Genomic DNA, 12,691 nt, shown 5'->3' on the forward strand with positions numbered 1-12,691 from the left:
CTACTCTTTTTCAGCCTTCGCCAACTGCGCCGCCGCAATCTCCGCGCACTCTTTCCAAGCATCAAAATGCAGGATGTGACCCGCGCCATGGATGACATGCGGCGTGGCATCCGGCAACAGCTGGCGCAGCCGCGTAGCCGTGTGACGCGTCACCACGTTGTCGCGGTCGCCGATGATGTATTCCGTGCGTTGCTGGACGGCCTTGGTCAGCCGCCGCCCCTCGTAGGGATTATGGGTGTGCAGCAGGGCGGACATGGCATTGCTGACCGGCACGTCCAGAAAACTCCGTTTATATAATTCTGACTCACGCAGCCAGCGTTTGGCCTCCGGCCGCTTGCTGACGTGCAGGTACTTGATACGGATAGAAATAACCAGGTGCGAATTGTACAGCCGCCAGGCCACTACCTCCGGCAAGGCCTGTCCCATGTAGCGCAACAGGCGGGAGGCGCGGCTGATGTCCGGCGTCGGGCAGTTCAACAGCAGCTGGCAACCATCCGGCAACAGGCCTTGTTGGGCGTAGTTATAACAGATGGCGGCCGCGAAGGAATTGCCAATGACCAGATTGATGCTGACACCCTGCGCCGCCAGACTGGCCACGCAACCGTCCAGCCAGCGCCCCAGCTGGTCAAAATCCTTAGCCACCAGGCCCTTGGCGCTGCCGTGGCCGGGCAGATCCGGCGCGTAAACGGCATAGCCCTGCCGCGCCAGGTGACGGCCGAGCACCACCATGTCCAGCTTATTACCGGTGACGCCGTGCAGCAGCAATACGCCACGCTTGGCCTTGGTATTAGTGGCCAAAAAATGGTACTCCACGCCATTGTGGTGGCGCTGGAAGGTGATGAATTCTTTTTCGATATGTTGGAGCGGCTCGTGGGCGACGGTGTCAGATATGTGTCTCATGCTTATCTTCATTATAGCTTACGGCGGGGCTGGAGCGGCAAATTGGAAACCCCCGCGCCGTGGTGGCGCGGGGGTGTGGAGCATGAACAGTGCGTCAGCGTCCACAGATATGGCCGCGACGAGCCGAGAAGTCAAACCATCCCCGGACTGTCATCTGTTCACTGGTGTGAGGGGGCTTGTACAGTCCCTTGAACTCGTAGAGGTGGATATTACTGGGCGTTGGGAGCCAGATGTCAACAAGTCGCATCTTGATGTGACGCTCCTCGTCATCCACTACGACGGTCCACACCAGAGGCACCGTAGCGCTCGGATTGGTGCTGTGCTGATTCATAAGATCCACCACCTTGGCTGCAAGTGCCATGATGCGTGGCCCTCTGATAATAGCCGCCGAAAGCCGAGCGTCGCCACAATCATGAACCTCAGGCTGCTGAGCCATGTGCCACCTCTGAAGATTCGCCGGATAGGTCTGGCGCTAGACCGTTGCTGCGTGATTATGCAGCCACTCGCTCTGCCTGAACGAGAATCTAGTAAACTATATCATTTTTGTAGATAAAAGCAATATCTACACTTTATGCATTTTGACAAATGAAACTTTTATCGTTATAACATTAATCAGGAGCGTCACTCAACGCTTCTCCGCAGTTCCAGCGGAGTTGGAACATGCCCGGAAGGGATCGACATGCGCATTAAATCGCGCCTGTTGGCAATACTGCTATTGGTTGGGGCAATCCTGACCGGTGGCATCATCACTCCGCCCACGGCCTTCGCGGAAGGGCCATGGGATCCAAAGCAGGGCACTTGCCCTTCAGGGTGGTATGACCAGCGACCAGTTGCAAATCACTGCGTGGCGGTCATCTCACCTGACTTCCTGGACATCACCACCACCGCAGGGGGAGCATCAATCGGCTCCATCGGCGGTGTGCAAGGTGCTGTAGTGGGCGCAGCAATTGGCGAGGCCGCAGCCTTCATCCTGAAGAAAAACCCGAATGGGTGCATCTACATCCAGGCCAACAACCCCTGGGACCCGACATGGGCTACCCGGCCGTGGGAGTGGCGCTGGTATGTGGGTGCGTGTGACGGTTCGGCGATGTGGAGACACGCGCTGAGCTGACCTGCCTCGGGCGGGGCGTCGATAGTCTTCAACGCCCCGCCCATTTCAAATTTTTATGAGATAATTGAATAATGAACGTTGATTCGTTAATACTACTAGCTCTACTCACCTGTGCAAGCCTGCTCCTGTACGCTTTACCGAAAACGCGTCTGTTCACAGCGGCTCCACTAATGATATATTTCGCAGTAAAGCCATTCCTCGGTACCGGAGGGGTGCTTGACTGGTTGATAAGTATATTTTGGTTAATCCTTCTTTCGCTCGTATCTTACCGTGAGTGGAAAAAGTTTAACGCTACTAATAGCAAGCTGTAACTCATACATTTTCTGGATTTTTAGGCACTAAGGATAAAACAATAGGTGTGAACGTTAAGTATGCCACTTGACAAAACAACACATTTGTGCTTACATCCTATAGTCTTCGTACCTCAAACAGAAAGGCTGTCATGCGCCCGCGCATCACACCTGCCCGTGCACTGTCCGTCGCCGCCGGCGGCTGGCTGGCAAGCGGCTACCTGCCGCGCAGCACCACGCACCGCGGTCCGTACGTCCTGGGCCTGCGCTCGGAGGTCATCGAGAGTGACCAGGTCGTCGTCATCTTCAGCGGCTGGCGCGGCCAGGGCGTCGTGGCCTCGCTGCCGCTGGCTGATGAACTGCGCAGGACCAGCCACATCGTCATGGCTGAGTATGGCGAGGTCGGCATGGATCTGCCTGCACTGTTCCGTGAAATCGATGCCGAGGTCACGGGCATGACCCGCGCCGCCAAGCACCGCAAGGTCGTCATCATCGGCCGCTCAATGGGCGGCAGTGTCGGCGCCGAGTATGCCGTGCACTACATGAGTGCAGGGCATGCCATCGAGCTGCCGTACCTGGTGGCCTGTTCGGCCCAGGGCAGCCGGCACAGCCTGACCATCCCGGACTGGCTGCTCGGCGCCCTGCGCTACGTGCGACTGCCCGTGGGCACCAGCCGGTTGACCTACCGTATGGGCAAGTGGTTGGCTGAGCGTGCCGACTATCCGCGCGAACCGGGGGTTGCACTCGATCGCCTCAAGATCAGCGCCGCTACTATCTGGGCAGCGCCCGGCGAGTCACTGGCAGCCCAGGCGCAGTACCTGCACGGCATGAACGTCACCCGGCTGCCGCTGGAACACGTCCTCGGCGGCCTGGTCGTCTGCGACCACGGCATCTGCGACCCGCTCGTGGACACCGAGGCCGCCTGGTCCGAGTGGCGCAGCGCCTACCCGGACGCGCTGCGGCGGATCCTGCCGGGGCAAGGCCACGACATGACGGCCAACTTCCCATCAAGGGTGGCGCAAGTCGTCGAAGCCTGCTTCGCCGGTCGTGTCAGCGGAATTCCGCATCTCGACCATCACGAGGGCCTCATCGGCCTGCAGAGCGGCCGGACCAGCCGGATCCCGAGGTAGGGGACAAGCCCCGTCCACATCACAGCGTCGTGGCGTGGACGGGGCTTCGTCATTTCAAAAAGTGTTCTATACTATTCATCAGATGAAAAAAGCCGCCAACACATCCAAGGCCAAACCACAGCCCAAGGCCATCACCAACCGCCGCGCCCATTACGATTACGCGCTGGGGGATGAGTTCGTTGTCGGCCTGCACCTGAGTGGCCCGGAAGTACGGGCGGCACGCGACGGCCATATCCAGCTGAAAGGCGCCTTCGTCACCATCAAGCAGGACGAGCTCTGGCTGACCAATGCCAGCTTCAGCGTCAAACACAATGAGCCAGGCGGCCATAACGAGCGGGCAGTCGACACCTCGCCGCGCAAACTGCTGGCCCATCGCAAAGAAATCGATAAGCTGACGGCCGCCAGGAAAGAAGGCATGACCATTGTGCCGCTTAAGCTGCTCAACCAGGGCCGCTTTATCAAGCTGATTATCGCCCTGGGCAAGGGCAAGAAGCGCTATGACAAACGCGAGGCATTAAAAAAGCGCGACTTTGCGCGCGAATCCGCATTATTACGGAAACGAGGATAGCGGAAGCGGAGATAGCGGAGCGGGCCCGACGTACGCGGTGAAGCGCACGCCGGGATCGCAGTACCAACTAGCCGGATGCCGCGGCACCCGGCCGGCACGACCTGACCACGATGGGCCATTCGTCCAACTCACTGACCCAAGGGCTGGTGAGCGTCACGACAGGCACGCCGTCACGGCTGATGTCCAGTACCACCCCCAGCTGGGAGTGGGACCGCAGCGTTCCATCGCACTCCGGGAAACCCGGCAGCCCGACCGGCAGCTGCACGTCGAACGGGTCGTCGTAGCTGCCGTAGTACGTCATGCCGGTAACGGGGAAGCCACCGCTGTCAGCCGTCCACTCGATGCCGCGCCCCGTCAGGAGCTGGTCCTGAGTCGGGATATGGCGCAAGCCGAAAATTACAAGCAATACGGCGACGGTGCCGATTGCCAACCACCACAGCCACCGCACCAGGCGGGACTGTGGACGAGGCGTCGTAGGGTAGGGCCGACGTTCATGCAGGGGGCGAGCGACTGTCACGCTGTCCTCCGGACGGTCCAGTTATAAAAGGGCACTGCTAATGCTTATTATAGCACAAAGTGTCAATATTAGCAAAAAGAGAGCATAGTTAAGCCATACTGCCGCGGGACGCCCGCGACGCGTCTAGCTGATGACCGTGCCGACGCTGTCACCGATGGCGACGCGGCGGATGTTGTCTGCCCGGTGCAGGTCGAAGATGATGATGGCTTTGTCATGCTCCATGGCCAGCCCCATGGCAGCCTTGTCCATGACGGCGATGGCGGGATTGCTGACGGCTTCCTGGAAACTGAGGTGATCGTACTTGACGGCGTCGTCGTGCTTGGCCGGGTCGCGGTCGTAGACGCCATCCACCTTAGTGACTTTGCAGACGACATCGCAATCGAGTTCGAGGGCCAGGTTGACGGCCGCCGTGTCGGTAGTGAGGTACGGCCGGCCGGTGCCGCCGCCGATGACGACGATACGCCCCTTGGACAGATGACTGTTGGCGCGGCGGGTCGTGAACTGGTCGGCGATCTGATCCATCTTGACGTTGCTGAGCAGGCGGGTCGGTACGCCGCAGGCATTGAAAATGTCAGTGACAGCCAGGCCGTTCATCACAGTACCGAGCATGCCCATGAAGTCGGCATTGACGCGGGACAGCCCGTGCCCGGCCACCTGCGCGCCGCGCACGAAGTTGCCGCCGCCAACCATGACGACGATCTCGACACCGGTCTCGCGCGCCAGCTTCAGTTCTTTGGCGATCCAGGCGATGACTTCGGGATCGACGCCGCTTTCGTATTTGCCAGCCAGTTGTTCGCCGGAGAGTTTAAGGAATAGTCGCTTATATCGGAGTGTTGGGGATGTGGTCATACTAAAACCTTATTGTAGCAGCTGCGCCAGAGGCTGAACAGCGGCGTCAGCATGGCCTGCCTAGAGCCGCTCCATCCTGATCAGCGGAATAACACATGCCGTCGTCGTCGCATCGCTGCCGCTATTGTTGGCAGGGTTAGTGAGTGTATAAACGCCGCTGGAGACGACTGCCGCAGCCTTAAGGACGCAGTTCTGGTTGGCACCCTCCAGGTAATAGCGCAGTTGGAACTGTGTGCTGATGCCGTCGACGGTCGAAGGGAAGTAAGCCAGGATGGCTGCCCGGTATGGATTGTTGCCGCTGACGGGCAGCGTGGGATATTCGCCCGATATCGATCCTGCGCCCTTCAGCCAGTTCATGACAGCAGGGTTGACGCTGAAGTACGCCGAGGTGCCGTTGTAGTAGCAGTCACCGTTGCCGTCCGAGTTGACATCCGGCAAGCCCTCGCCCAGGCAGGTAGCCTCGCCGGGGCCGGACCAGAACGTCGGCACCGTGCTGTTCTGGGCCTTGGCGCTGTACAGCATCTTCTCCATCGCTTTGGCATAGTCGATGCGGGCGGTATTGCGGGTCTGCCGCTGGACCTGGCCGAAGCTGCTGATGGCGATTAGTGCCAGGATGGCGATGATGACGATAACAATTAACAGTTCAACGATGGTAAAGCCGCCCGGAACACTGCGCCGCTTGAAAATCATAGCTTTATCTTAGCATAAGCGACAAGAGACGATATCAATAGCGCAGCGCCGAAACCGGGATGGTCGCCGACGGACCGCTGGGCAACTGCCAGCTCAGATTGGCGCCAGCATTGCCGCCAGTATCGAACATCTGATAGGTGAGGTCGTATACCTGGCCGGCCGTCAGGCTGATGGTGGCGGATTGGCTGCCTGGATCCCAGAATGGCCGGTCGAACAGTTGGACGCCATTGACCGTCAGGCGGATGCCATCGTCGCCGCTACCGATGAAAGTATACGTTCCGGTCTCGGGCGCAACGACGCAGCCGCTCCAGCGGACACCATAGTTATCGTTCGGCATGCCGGCATACGGTGCACCGGACCAGAAGTAGTTGATGGTCGAGGCAGTATCCGTAAAGGCCGGCGAACCGGTGAACGAGATGTTGGTGAAGTACTCCGCCCGCAGCCCGTTATTTACGGTACAGGGGCAGCGGCCCGGCTGAGCACTGCGGTTGGCATTTGATGAATAGAACTGGCTGTCACTGTTAGTGCCGTTAATGCAGTACGTGTCGTTGGCCGGGCTGTAATAGTACTGATACGTACTGCCAGGACTGGCGGGCAGATTGGCCGGCCTGACGGACGGGTAGCTGCCGTTTTCGGCCCGGATGGACTCGATGGCACTGACTGCGCTTTTCAAGTCAGTCCGCACAGAGGCATCGCGCGCCCGCTTTGGCGCTTCAAAAAAAGCGCCGTAGGCGATAAGGGCCAGGATGCCCAGCACTACGATGACAATTAGCAGTTCGACGATAGTAAAGCCCGATGCGCGTGTTGCCGTAGAAGTCCGCATAATTGCTGTTATTTTACCATAAGCACCAAGCATGGCGCAGCCAGGCCGTATTTTATTGGTATACTTGGAGCCATGAAACTCTATTCCTGGAACGTCAACGGCATCCGCGCCGTCGTCAAAAAGAACCTCTTCGTGCCGTTCATACAGCAGCACCAGCCCGATATCCTCTGTCTGATGGAGACCAAGGCCGAGCAGGGGCAGGCCGAGATCGACCTGCCCGACTACCATGAATTCTGGAATTCAGCCGAGAAGAAGGGCTACTCCGGCACCGCTATCTTCAGCCGGACCAGGCCGTTGAACGTGCTGAGCGGCTTCCTGCCCGGCATCGCCGAACAGAGCGGCCTGGCCGGCGATACGTATGGCGACCCGGCCAAGGAAGGGCGCGTCATCACTGCTGAATTCGAGCAGTTTTATGTGGTGGCAGTGTACACCCCCAACAGCAAGGGCGACCTGAGCCGGCTGGAGCTGCGCCACAAGCAGTGGGATCCGGCGTTCCTGGCGCACTGCAAGGCGCTGGAACAGGGGACGCATGAAGGGTACGGCGCCAAGCCGGTCATCTTCTGCGGCGACCTGAACGTAGCGCACACCGAGGATGACCTGGCCAACCCCAAGCCCAACATCGGCAAACATGGCTTTACCAACGAAGAACGGGAAGGCTTTGAGAAGTTCCTGCAGGCCGGCTTCGTCGATACGTTCCGCCTGTTCACGCAGGGGAATGGCCATTACACTTGGTGGACGCACTGGGCGAATGCGCGGGCCAGGAATGTGGGGTGGCGGATTGATTATGTGTTAGTTTCGGCCGCGTTGAGGGACAAGGTGAGAGCAGCCAGCATCCATGTGGATGTACTGGGAAGTGACCACTGTCCGGTAAGCATTGAGATGGACATATAGCATACGTCGGGCTTGCGCTTTTTATTGACTTTTATATATTTTTGTAGTATAATAGAAGCATAGGCCTCTCTACATCCGGCCTTGCACTGGTTGCACGTTCCATCCGGGAGCGTGCCGAGCAGAGGAATGATATGTCGTCGCACACCAAGGCACTGGGTAGCACCCGTAACCACACGCTACCCAGCCCGTACGCGCAGTTCCTGCCGCCCGTCGTGGGCGAGCCGGAGACCGTCCACACCAGTGAACGGCCGGCCCTCGTGCACGTGGCGTTCCTGGAGCCCGCCCTGCCCGCCGCCACCAGCGGCGAGGACGACGAGCATTCGGACTGACGTACTGCGCATGGCCCGTGGCGCCACCAGGCACCACGCGAGACTTCATACGCAAGGAGCGATATGAGCAACGACCCGTCCCGCACCACCCCGGCCCAGCGTACCGCGCGCCGTCCGGCACCCTCCGGCTGTGTGGGTGATCTGTTCGCGCTGTGCGGCCTGGACTGGCAGTCCAAGTCTCAGTTCCGTGGCGACACGGGTGGCCAGCACAGGCAGGCCCGCACGACCAAGCCGTCCGCGGACGGCGGCAAGTAGGCGATCCTCGCCGACCAGCTCCATCCGCTGCGCCGCCCGGCACAGCGACCGCAACGAAGGCAAGGAGTGACCATGTCCACCACCGACTACGCACTGCCCGAGACCATCCTGGGCCTGGGCGGCGGCGTGACCGTGTTCCGCGGCATCCGCCCGGCCGGCGCGCCGGTCATCGTGGCCGTACCCACCAAGATGTGGGAGCGGCCGGAGCAGGCCCCGTCCGGCAGTGAACCGGTGACCGACAAGGCCGCCGACGCCGACGAGGACCCGGACACCGAGGTGGACGAGATCGGCCAGCACGTGACCCTCGCCGACGAGGAGTAGGCCCCTACGCGGGGCGCCATCAGCGGATCATCCGCAGGTGGCGCCCCGCTTTCCATTTTATGAATGGTAAAATGAGGCGTATGGATTATGACTATTGGCTCCGGCCCAAACCAGGCGAACGCGCCTTCGCCCATTTGGAGTGGGAGAAACCTGAACGCCGGGATCAGCGGGGAAGGCTGGCCACCATCGGCGGCACCAAGCTGGGATTCGCGGCCGTTGCCACCAGCTACCAGGAGTCGCTTGAGGCCGGAGCGGGCGAAGTACGGGCCGTGCTGCCCGACGCGCTCCAGCCGATGCTCGGGCGGGTGATTAGCAGCGGCATCTTTACGCCAAGCAATAAAATTGGTGCCTTTGCCGCCCAGGCCGAGCAGGACATGCGCGCCGCCGCCGGCTGGGCTGACATGTTGTTACTCCCGGGAGATGCCGGCCGCAACTCTGAGACCGCCATCTGCCTTGAGCATCTGCTGAGCGGCAGCGACACACCGGCCGTCATCACGCGTGACGCCATCGATCTGCTGCGGGCCAACCCGCAGGTACTGCTCGACCGCGAAAAGACCGCGCTGGTCGTCTCGTTCGCGCAGCTGCAAAAGCTGTTGCAATCAGTGTATTTTCCACGCAGCATCGTCTTTTCGATGCACCTGAGCCAGCTGGTCGAGGTACTCCACAAGGCCAGCCTGAGCTATCCGGCAATGCTGGTGACGTACCACAGTGAACAGCTGGTGATTGCGCTGGACGGCAAGGTGGCCAGCCTGGGCTATGACATGCCGATGCGTATCTGGCGGGGCAGTACCGCTTCCGCCCTGGCCGTGGCCCTGATGCAGCATCCTGGCAAGTGGTTTGAGGCTGCCGTCCATGCCGCGACGGCCTGATTCATGACCTTTTCATTAACTATTTGAGCTATTTTTAAGGCAAGACTATATAATTTATAGCGATACAGGCTGCCACGGCCTGGTAAACGGAGGGATCAATGGAAAGCAACCAACAACAGTACAAGAACCGAAGCCGGCAGGTGACGTTAAGCGCTGCGATCATCGTTATCATTGCGCTTGTCATCGCTGGTGTCCTGGCCAACAGTAATAAGCCCGCCCAGCAGAGCAGCACAGAGACACAGCAGACGACCTCCAGCACGCCAGGCGTGACCAAGACGGCCGAGCCGACCGGCGAAGCCGCAGCCGTACCGAACGGTCCATACAAGGGAGGCACTTATCGGGCGCAAGGCGTCTACACTTCGCCCGGAGGCGAGACCCGGATCAACATCACCCTGACCATCGACGGCAGCGGCAAGGTCGTCAACACCAAGGCGGAGTCGGCCTCGGACAACCCCACCTCACGCCGCTACCAGACCAAGTTCATCCGCAACTACACCGAGCTGGTCGTGGGTAAGAATGTCAACGAAATCAAACTGACGACGGTATCGGGGTCGTCGCTGACCAGCAGGGGCTTCCAGGATGCACTCCAAAAGATTAAGACAGAGGCAAAAGCATAAGGCACGGGCATGAGCGAGCCGTCTGTCCAGCAGTCAATCAGCTTTGAAGCGCTCGGTGCGCCATGGCACATCGATATATACGATGAACTCGATCCGATAGCCGCCGAAAAACTGCGCGGCAAGATGCAGGCCCGACTGGAGCTATACGAGCAACAATACTCGCGCTTCCGGGACGATTCACTGGTCAGCGGCATCGCACGGAGAGCGGGTGAGTATCGGCTGGACAATGCCGCCCAGCCGTTGATGCAGCTCTACCGGCGGCTCTATGAATTGAGCGACGGACTGGTGACGCCGCTCATCGGGCGGGCGTTGGAGCAGGCCGGTTATGATGCCGCTTATACGCTGCGCCCGGGCGACATCCACCATCCCCCGGATTGGGATGCGGTAATGCGCTACGACCACCCGCTGTTGGCCGTCAACGAGCCGGTACTGCTCGACTTCGGCGCTGCGGGCAAGGGCTATGCCGCCGACTTGGCTGCCGATGTACTCAAAGACGAAGGAATTCGTCACTTCTGCATTAATGCCAGCGGCGACCTGGTGGCCGCCTGTCCGCCGGATACCACACTGACTATCGGGTTGGAACATCCGGGTGACCCTGAGCAGGTTATCGGCACCGCGACCCTGAGCCACGGCAGCCTATGTGGCTCTGCCGGTAATCGACGGGCTTGGGGTGAATACACGCACATCCTGAATCCGCGCAGCCTGCAAAGCCCGCGCCATATCCTTGCCACTTGGGTAGGTGCCGCCAACGGTCTGTTGGCCGACGGCCTGGCGACGGCACTGTTCTTTATGCCGGTCGAGACGCTGGCGCAAGAGTTCACCTTTGAGTACGTCATCGTCAATGCCGACATGACAGCCGAGGTATCCGCTGATTTTCCGGGCACCTTATTCAGTGAGTAATGAAGCCGGTGGTGCGGCCAATAACGAAAGTAGGGAATATGCTTGATCTTTGGAACCGTTTTGACCTCAACCTGGGCCGTACCACCATGTACCGGCTGCTGCTGATCGGCCTGAACGGGCTGCTGGTAATCGCGCTTGCGTTCAGCCTTCTTGGGTGGTTGCCGTTTTCTGCGCTTGAGCTGCTGGTTAGCTCGGCAGTGTTCGTCGGTGTTTCCGCCCTGACGAACAAGACGTTCGGCTATATTTTCAACGCGCCGCAGAATACAGAATCGGCGCTTATCACCGCGCTCATCCTGACCTTGATCGTCGCACCTGCCGCCAGCCTGGAGGAAGGTTTGATACTGGTAATGATCGCCGTCCTGGCGCAGGCATCAAAATACCTGCTGGCTTGGCGCGGGCGGCACATCTTCAATCCGGCGGCGATTGCCATTGTCGTCCCGGGTCTGCTGGGCATCGGTCAGGCGAGCTGGTGGGTCGGCAGTCTGGTCATGCTGCCCGCGGTAGCATTGTTCAGTTTGGTGGTATTGCGGCGGATGCAGCGGTTCCAGTTGTTAGGTGCGTTCGTGGCCACGGCACTGGCAGTATTGGCCTACTTTGCCGTGCAGGATGGCCGCCCGGTCGGCGGGGTGTTGCTTGAAGCCATCACCTCGTGGCCATTGGTGTTCTTTGGTGCCATCATGCTGACTGAGCCGTTCACGTCGCCCAGCCGTCGGCGGTATCTGCTGCTGTATGGCGCGCTGGCGGGCGGCTTGATTGCATCGCGCTGGCAACTTGGCCCTGTGTATTCGACACCAGAAGTCGCACTGGTACTGGCGAACCTGTTCGCCTTTGCAGTCAACGCCAAGGGCAGTTACCGCCTGAAGCTGAAGTCTATCCGTCAGTGCGGCCATGATTGTTATCAGTTTCTGTTCACGCCCGAACGGCCACTTCACTACAAACCGGGCCAGTACCTGGAATGGACCGTGCCGCACAAGGGCAGCGATGCCCGGGGCGTGCGGCGGTATTTCACCATCGCTTCGTCGCCGACCGAGCCGGAGATCCACCTGGGATTAAAGACGGCGGAGGCATCAAGCTCGTTTAAGAAGGCACTGACGGGACTGAAGGAAGGGCAATATGTACGGGCCAGTAATCTGGGTGGCGACTTTGTGCTGCCAGATGATCGGAATGAGAAGCTGGTGTTCATTGCCGGCGGCATCGGTATCACGCCCTTTCGGAGCATGATCAAGTACCTGGTCGACACCGGTGAGCGCCGGGATGTGACGTTGTTCTATCTGGTGGCAAAGGCGGAGGATGTGATGTACCGGGAGGTGTTTGAGGAGGCGCGGGAGGTGGGCATGAAGATTTACTTTGTGCTGACGACGGATGCGGAGGCGCATGGGTGGGATGGCTTAAGGGGGAGGTTTGATGAAGCGATGCTGGAAGAGTATGTGAAGGATGTGGGGTTGCATACATTCTTTGTTTCGGGGCCTGGGGGGATGGTGAGGGCGTATAAGAAAATGTTGAGGGGGATGGGTGTGAGGAGAGGGTACATCCGAACGGATTACTTTTCTGGGTATTGATCTTTGTCTGGGCTGGGAATCGATATTACTTCTCCAATCGACCAAAGAAATGACCCCGCACTTTGGCGGGGC

Annotated in this window: 17 protein-coding genes; 11 read left to right on the top strand and 6 right to left on the bottom strand. The window is 59.7% G+C overall.

From position 1 onward, the window contains the following. Together JNJ66_04485 and JNJ66_04490 are read right to left on the bottom strand one after the other, a co-directional pair. Positions 1 to 900: an alpha/beta fold hydrolase gene (locus tag JNJ66_04485; GenBank protein ID MBL8159690.1), complete on the bottom strand. Its 900-nt coding sequence runs from the start codon at positions 898 to 900 to the stop codon at positions 1 to 3. A 94-nt stretch (positions 901 to 994) separates the two neighbouring features. Continuing rightward, complete coding sequence (locus JNJ66_04490; GenBank protein MBL8159691.1) at positions 995 to 1,231, bottom strand: hypothetical protein; 237 nt, start codon at positions 1,229 to 1,231, stop codon at positions 995 to 997. Positions 1,232 to 1,579: 348 nt separating this feature from the next. On the opposite strand from JNJ66_04490, the gene JNJ66_04495 reads away from it, so the two are divergent. The 3 genes from JNJ66_04495 (at position 1,580) to smpB (ending at position 3,999) form a co-directional block, all read left to right on the top strand. Further along, on the top strand, positions 1,580 to 2,011 hold the full coding sequence (locus JNJ66_04495) for a hypothetical protein (GenBank protein ID MBL8159692.1): 432 nt from the start codon (positions 1,580 to 1,582) through the stop codon (positions 2,009 to 2,011). A gap of 442 nt (positions 2,012 to 2,453) precedes the next feature. Then, complete coding sequence (locus JNJ66_04500) at positions 2,454 to 3,431, top strand: hypothetical protein (GenBank protein ID MBL8159693.1); 978 nt, start codon at positions 2,454 to 2,456, stop codon at positions 3,429 to 3,431. Positions 3,432 to 3,513: 82 nt separating this feature from the next. Beyond that, positions 3,514 to 3,999, top strand: coding sequence for an SsrA-binding protein SmpB (gene smpB / locus JNJ66_04505; protein MBL8159694.1), 486 nt, complete (start codon positions 3,514 to 3,516; stop codon positions 3,997 to 3,999). Between the two features lie 67 nt (positions 4,000 to 4,066). Here the strand turns inward: smpB and JNJ66_04510 are convergent, their stop codons facing one another. From JNJ66_04510 to JNJ66_04525, 4 genes are all read right to left on the bottom strand, one after another. After that, a complete protein-coding gene (locus JNJ66_04510; protein ID MBL8159695.1) occupies positions 4,067 to 4,516 on the bottom strand; it encodes a hypothetical protein in 450 nt (149 codons plus the stop codon). 123 nt (positions 4,517 to 4,639) lie between these two features. After that, positions 4,640 to 5,365, bottom strand: a complete 726-nt coding sequence (locus tag JNJ66_04515; GenBank protein MBL8159696.1) for a UMP kinase — start codon at positions 5,363 to 5,365, stop codon at positions 4,640 to 4,642. 60 nt (positions 5,366 to 5,425) lie between these two features. After that, positions 5,426 to 6,055, bottom strand: a complete 630-nt coding sequence (locus JNJ66_04520; protein ID MBL8159697.1) for a prepilin-type N-terminal cleavage/methylation domain-containing protein — start codon at positions 6,053 to 6,055, stop codon at positions 5,426 to 5,428. 34 nt (positions 6,056 to 6,089) lie between these two features. Next, entirely contained in the window at positions 6,090 to 6,878 is a 789-nt protein-coding gene (locus JNJ66_04525; protein MBL8159698.1) for a prepilin-type N-terminal cleavage/methylation domain-containing protein, read from the bottom strand. A 72-nt stretch (positions 6,879 to 6,950) separates the two neighbouring features. Here JNJ66_04525 and xth point away from each other — a divergent pair, with 72 nt between their 5' ends. The 8 genes from xth (at position 6,951) to JNJ66_04565 (ending at position 12,619) form a co-directional block, all read left to right on the top strand. Continuing rightward, positions 6,951 to 7,769 carry an exodeoxyribonuclease III gene (gene xth, locus JNJ66_04530; GenBank protein MBL8159699.1) on the top strand — a complete coding sequence of 273 codons (819 nt, stop codon included), beginning with the start codon at positions 6,951 to 6,953 and terminating at the stop codon, positions 7,767 to 7,769. 131 nt (positions 7,770 to 7,900) lie between these two features. After that, entirely contained in the window at positions 7,901 to 8,098 is a 198-nt protein-coding gene (locus tag JNJ66_04535; protein MBL8159700.1) for a hypothetical protein, read from the top strand. A 63-nt stretch (positions 8,099 to 8,161) separates the two neighbouring features. Beyond that, positions 8,162 to 8,353: a hypothetical protein gene (locus tag JNJ66_04540; protein ID MBL8159701.1), complete on the top strand. Its 192-nt coding sequence runs from the start codon at positions 8,162 to 8,164 to the stop codon at positions 8,351 to 8,353. A gap of 72 nt (positions 8,354 to 8,425) precedes the next feature. Then, complete coding sequence (locus JNJ66_04545; GenBank protein ID MBL8159702.1) at positions 8,426 to 8,674, top strand: hypothetical protein; 249 nt, start codon at positions 8,426 to 8,428, stop codon at positions 8,672 to 8,674. Positions 8,675 to 8,754: 80 nt separating this feature from the next. Further along, on the top strand, positions 8,755 to 9,543 hold the full coding sequence (locus JNJ66_04550) for a hypothetical protein (GenBank protein MBL8159703.1): 789 nt from the start codon (positions 8,755 to 8,757) through the stop codon (positions 9,541 to 9,543). A gap of 98 nt (positions 9,544 to 9,641) precedes the next feature. Then, positions 9,642 to 10,160, top strand: a complete 519-nt coding sequence (locus JNJ66_04555) for an FMN-binding protein (GenBank protein MBL8159704.1) — start codon at positions 9,642 to 9,644, stop codon at positions 10,158 to 10,160. 9 nt (positions 10,161 to 10,169) lie between these two features. Continuing rightward, positions 10,170 to 11,060 carry an FAD:protein FMN transferase gene (locus JNJ66_04560; protein MBL8159705.1) on the top strand — a complete coding sequence of 297 codons (891 nt, stop codon included), beginning with the start codon at positions 10,170 to 10,172 and terminating at the stop codon, positions 11,058 to 11,060. Positions 11,061 to 11,098: 38 nt separating this feature from the next. After that, the gene (locus JNJ66_04565; protein ID MBL8159706.1) at positions 11,099 to 12,619 is read left to right on the top strand and encodes an oxidoreductase; all 1,521 of its coding nucleotides are present in this window, start codon (positions 11,099 to 11,101) and stop codon (positions 12,617 to 12,619) included. Positions 12,620 to 12,691: the final 72 nt, after the last annotated feature.

This window comes from Candidatus Saccharibacteria bacterium, from assembly GCA_016789455.1.
Classification (GTDB): Bacteria; Patescibacteriota; Saccharimonadia; order Saccharimonadales; family Saccharimonadaceae; genus CAIJKY01.

What these genes read in the sequence shown, in the direction of transcription:
- JNJ66_04485 (MBL8159690.1), bottom strand. Translation starts at nt 900, where the DNA reads ATGAGACACATATCTGACACCGTCGCCCACGAGCCGCTCCAACATATC.
- JNJ66_04490 (MBL8159691.1), bottom strand. Translation starts at nt 1,231, where the DNA reads ATGAATCAGCACAGCACCAATCCGAGCGCTACGGTGCCTCTGGTGTGG.
- JNJ66_04495 (MBL8159692.1), top strand. Translation starts at nt 1,580, where the DNA reads ATGCGCATTAAATCGCGCCTGTTGGCAATACTGCTATTGGTTGGGGCA.
- JNJ66_04500 (MBL8159693.1), top strand. Translation starts at nt 2,454, where the DNA reads ATGCGCCCGCGCATCACACCTGCCCGTGCACTGTCCGTCGCCGCCGGC.
- smpB (MBL8159694.1), top strand. Translation starts at nt 3,514, where the DNA reads ATGAAAAAAGCCGCCAACACATCCAAGGCCAAACCACAGCCCAAGGCC.
- JNJ66_04515 (MBL8159696.1), bottom strand. Translation starts at nt 5,365, where the DNA reads ATGACCACATCCCCAACACTCCGATATAAGCGACTATTCCTTAAACTC.
- JNJ66_04520 (MBL8159697.1), bottom strand. Translation starts at nt 6,055, where the DNA reads ATGATTTTCAAGCGGCGCAGTGTTCCGGGCGGCTTTACCATCGTTGAA.
- JNJ66_04525 (MBL8159698.1), bottom strand. Translation starts at nt 6,878, where the DNA reads ATGCGGACTTCTACGGCAACACGCGCATCGGGCTTTACTATCGTCGAA.
- xth (MBL8159699.1), top strand. Translation starts at nt 6,951, where the DNA reads ATGAAACTCTATTCCTGGAACGTCAACGGCATCCGCGCCGTCGTCAAA.
- JNJ66_04535 (MBL8159700.1), top strand. Translation starts at nt 7,901, where the DNA reads ATGTCGTCGCACACCAAGGCACTGGGTAGCACCCGTAACCACACGCTA.
- JNJ66_04540 (MBL8159701.1), top strand. Translation starts at nt 8,162, where the DNA reads ATGAGCAACGACCCGTCCCGCACCACCCCGGCCCAGCGTACCGCGCGC.
- JNJ66_04545 (MBL8159702.1), top strand. Translation starts at nt 8,426, where the DNA reads ATGTCCACCACCGACTACGCACTGCCCGAGACCATCCTGGGCCTGGGC.
- JNJ66_04550 (MBL8159703.1), top strand. Translation starts at nt 8,755, where the DNA reads ATGGATTATGACTATTGGCTCCGGCCCAAACCAGGCGAACGCGCCTTC.
- JNJ66_04555 (MBL8159704.1), top strand. Translation starts at nt 9,642, where the DNA reads ATGGAAAGCAACCAACAACAGTACAAGAACCGAAGCCGGCAGGTGACG.
- JNJ66_04560 (MBL8159705.1), top strand. Translation starts at nt 10,170, where the DNA reads ATGAGCGAGCCGTCTGTCCAGCAGTCAATCAGCTTTGAAGCGCTCGGT.
- JNJ66_04565 (MBL8159706.1), top strand. Translation starts at nt 11,099, where the DNA reads ATGCTTGATCTTTGGAACCGTTTTGACCTCAACCTGGGCCGTACCACC.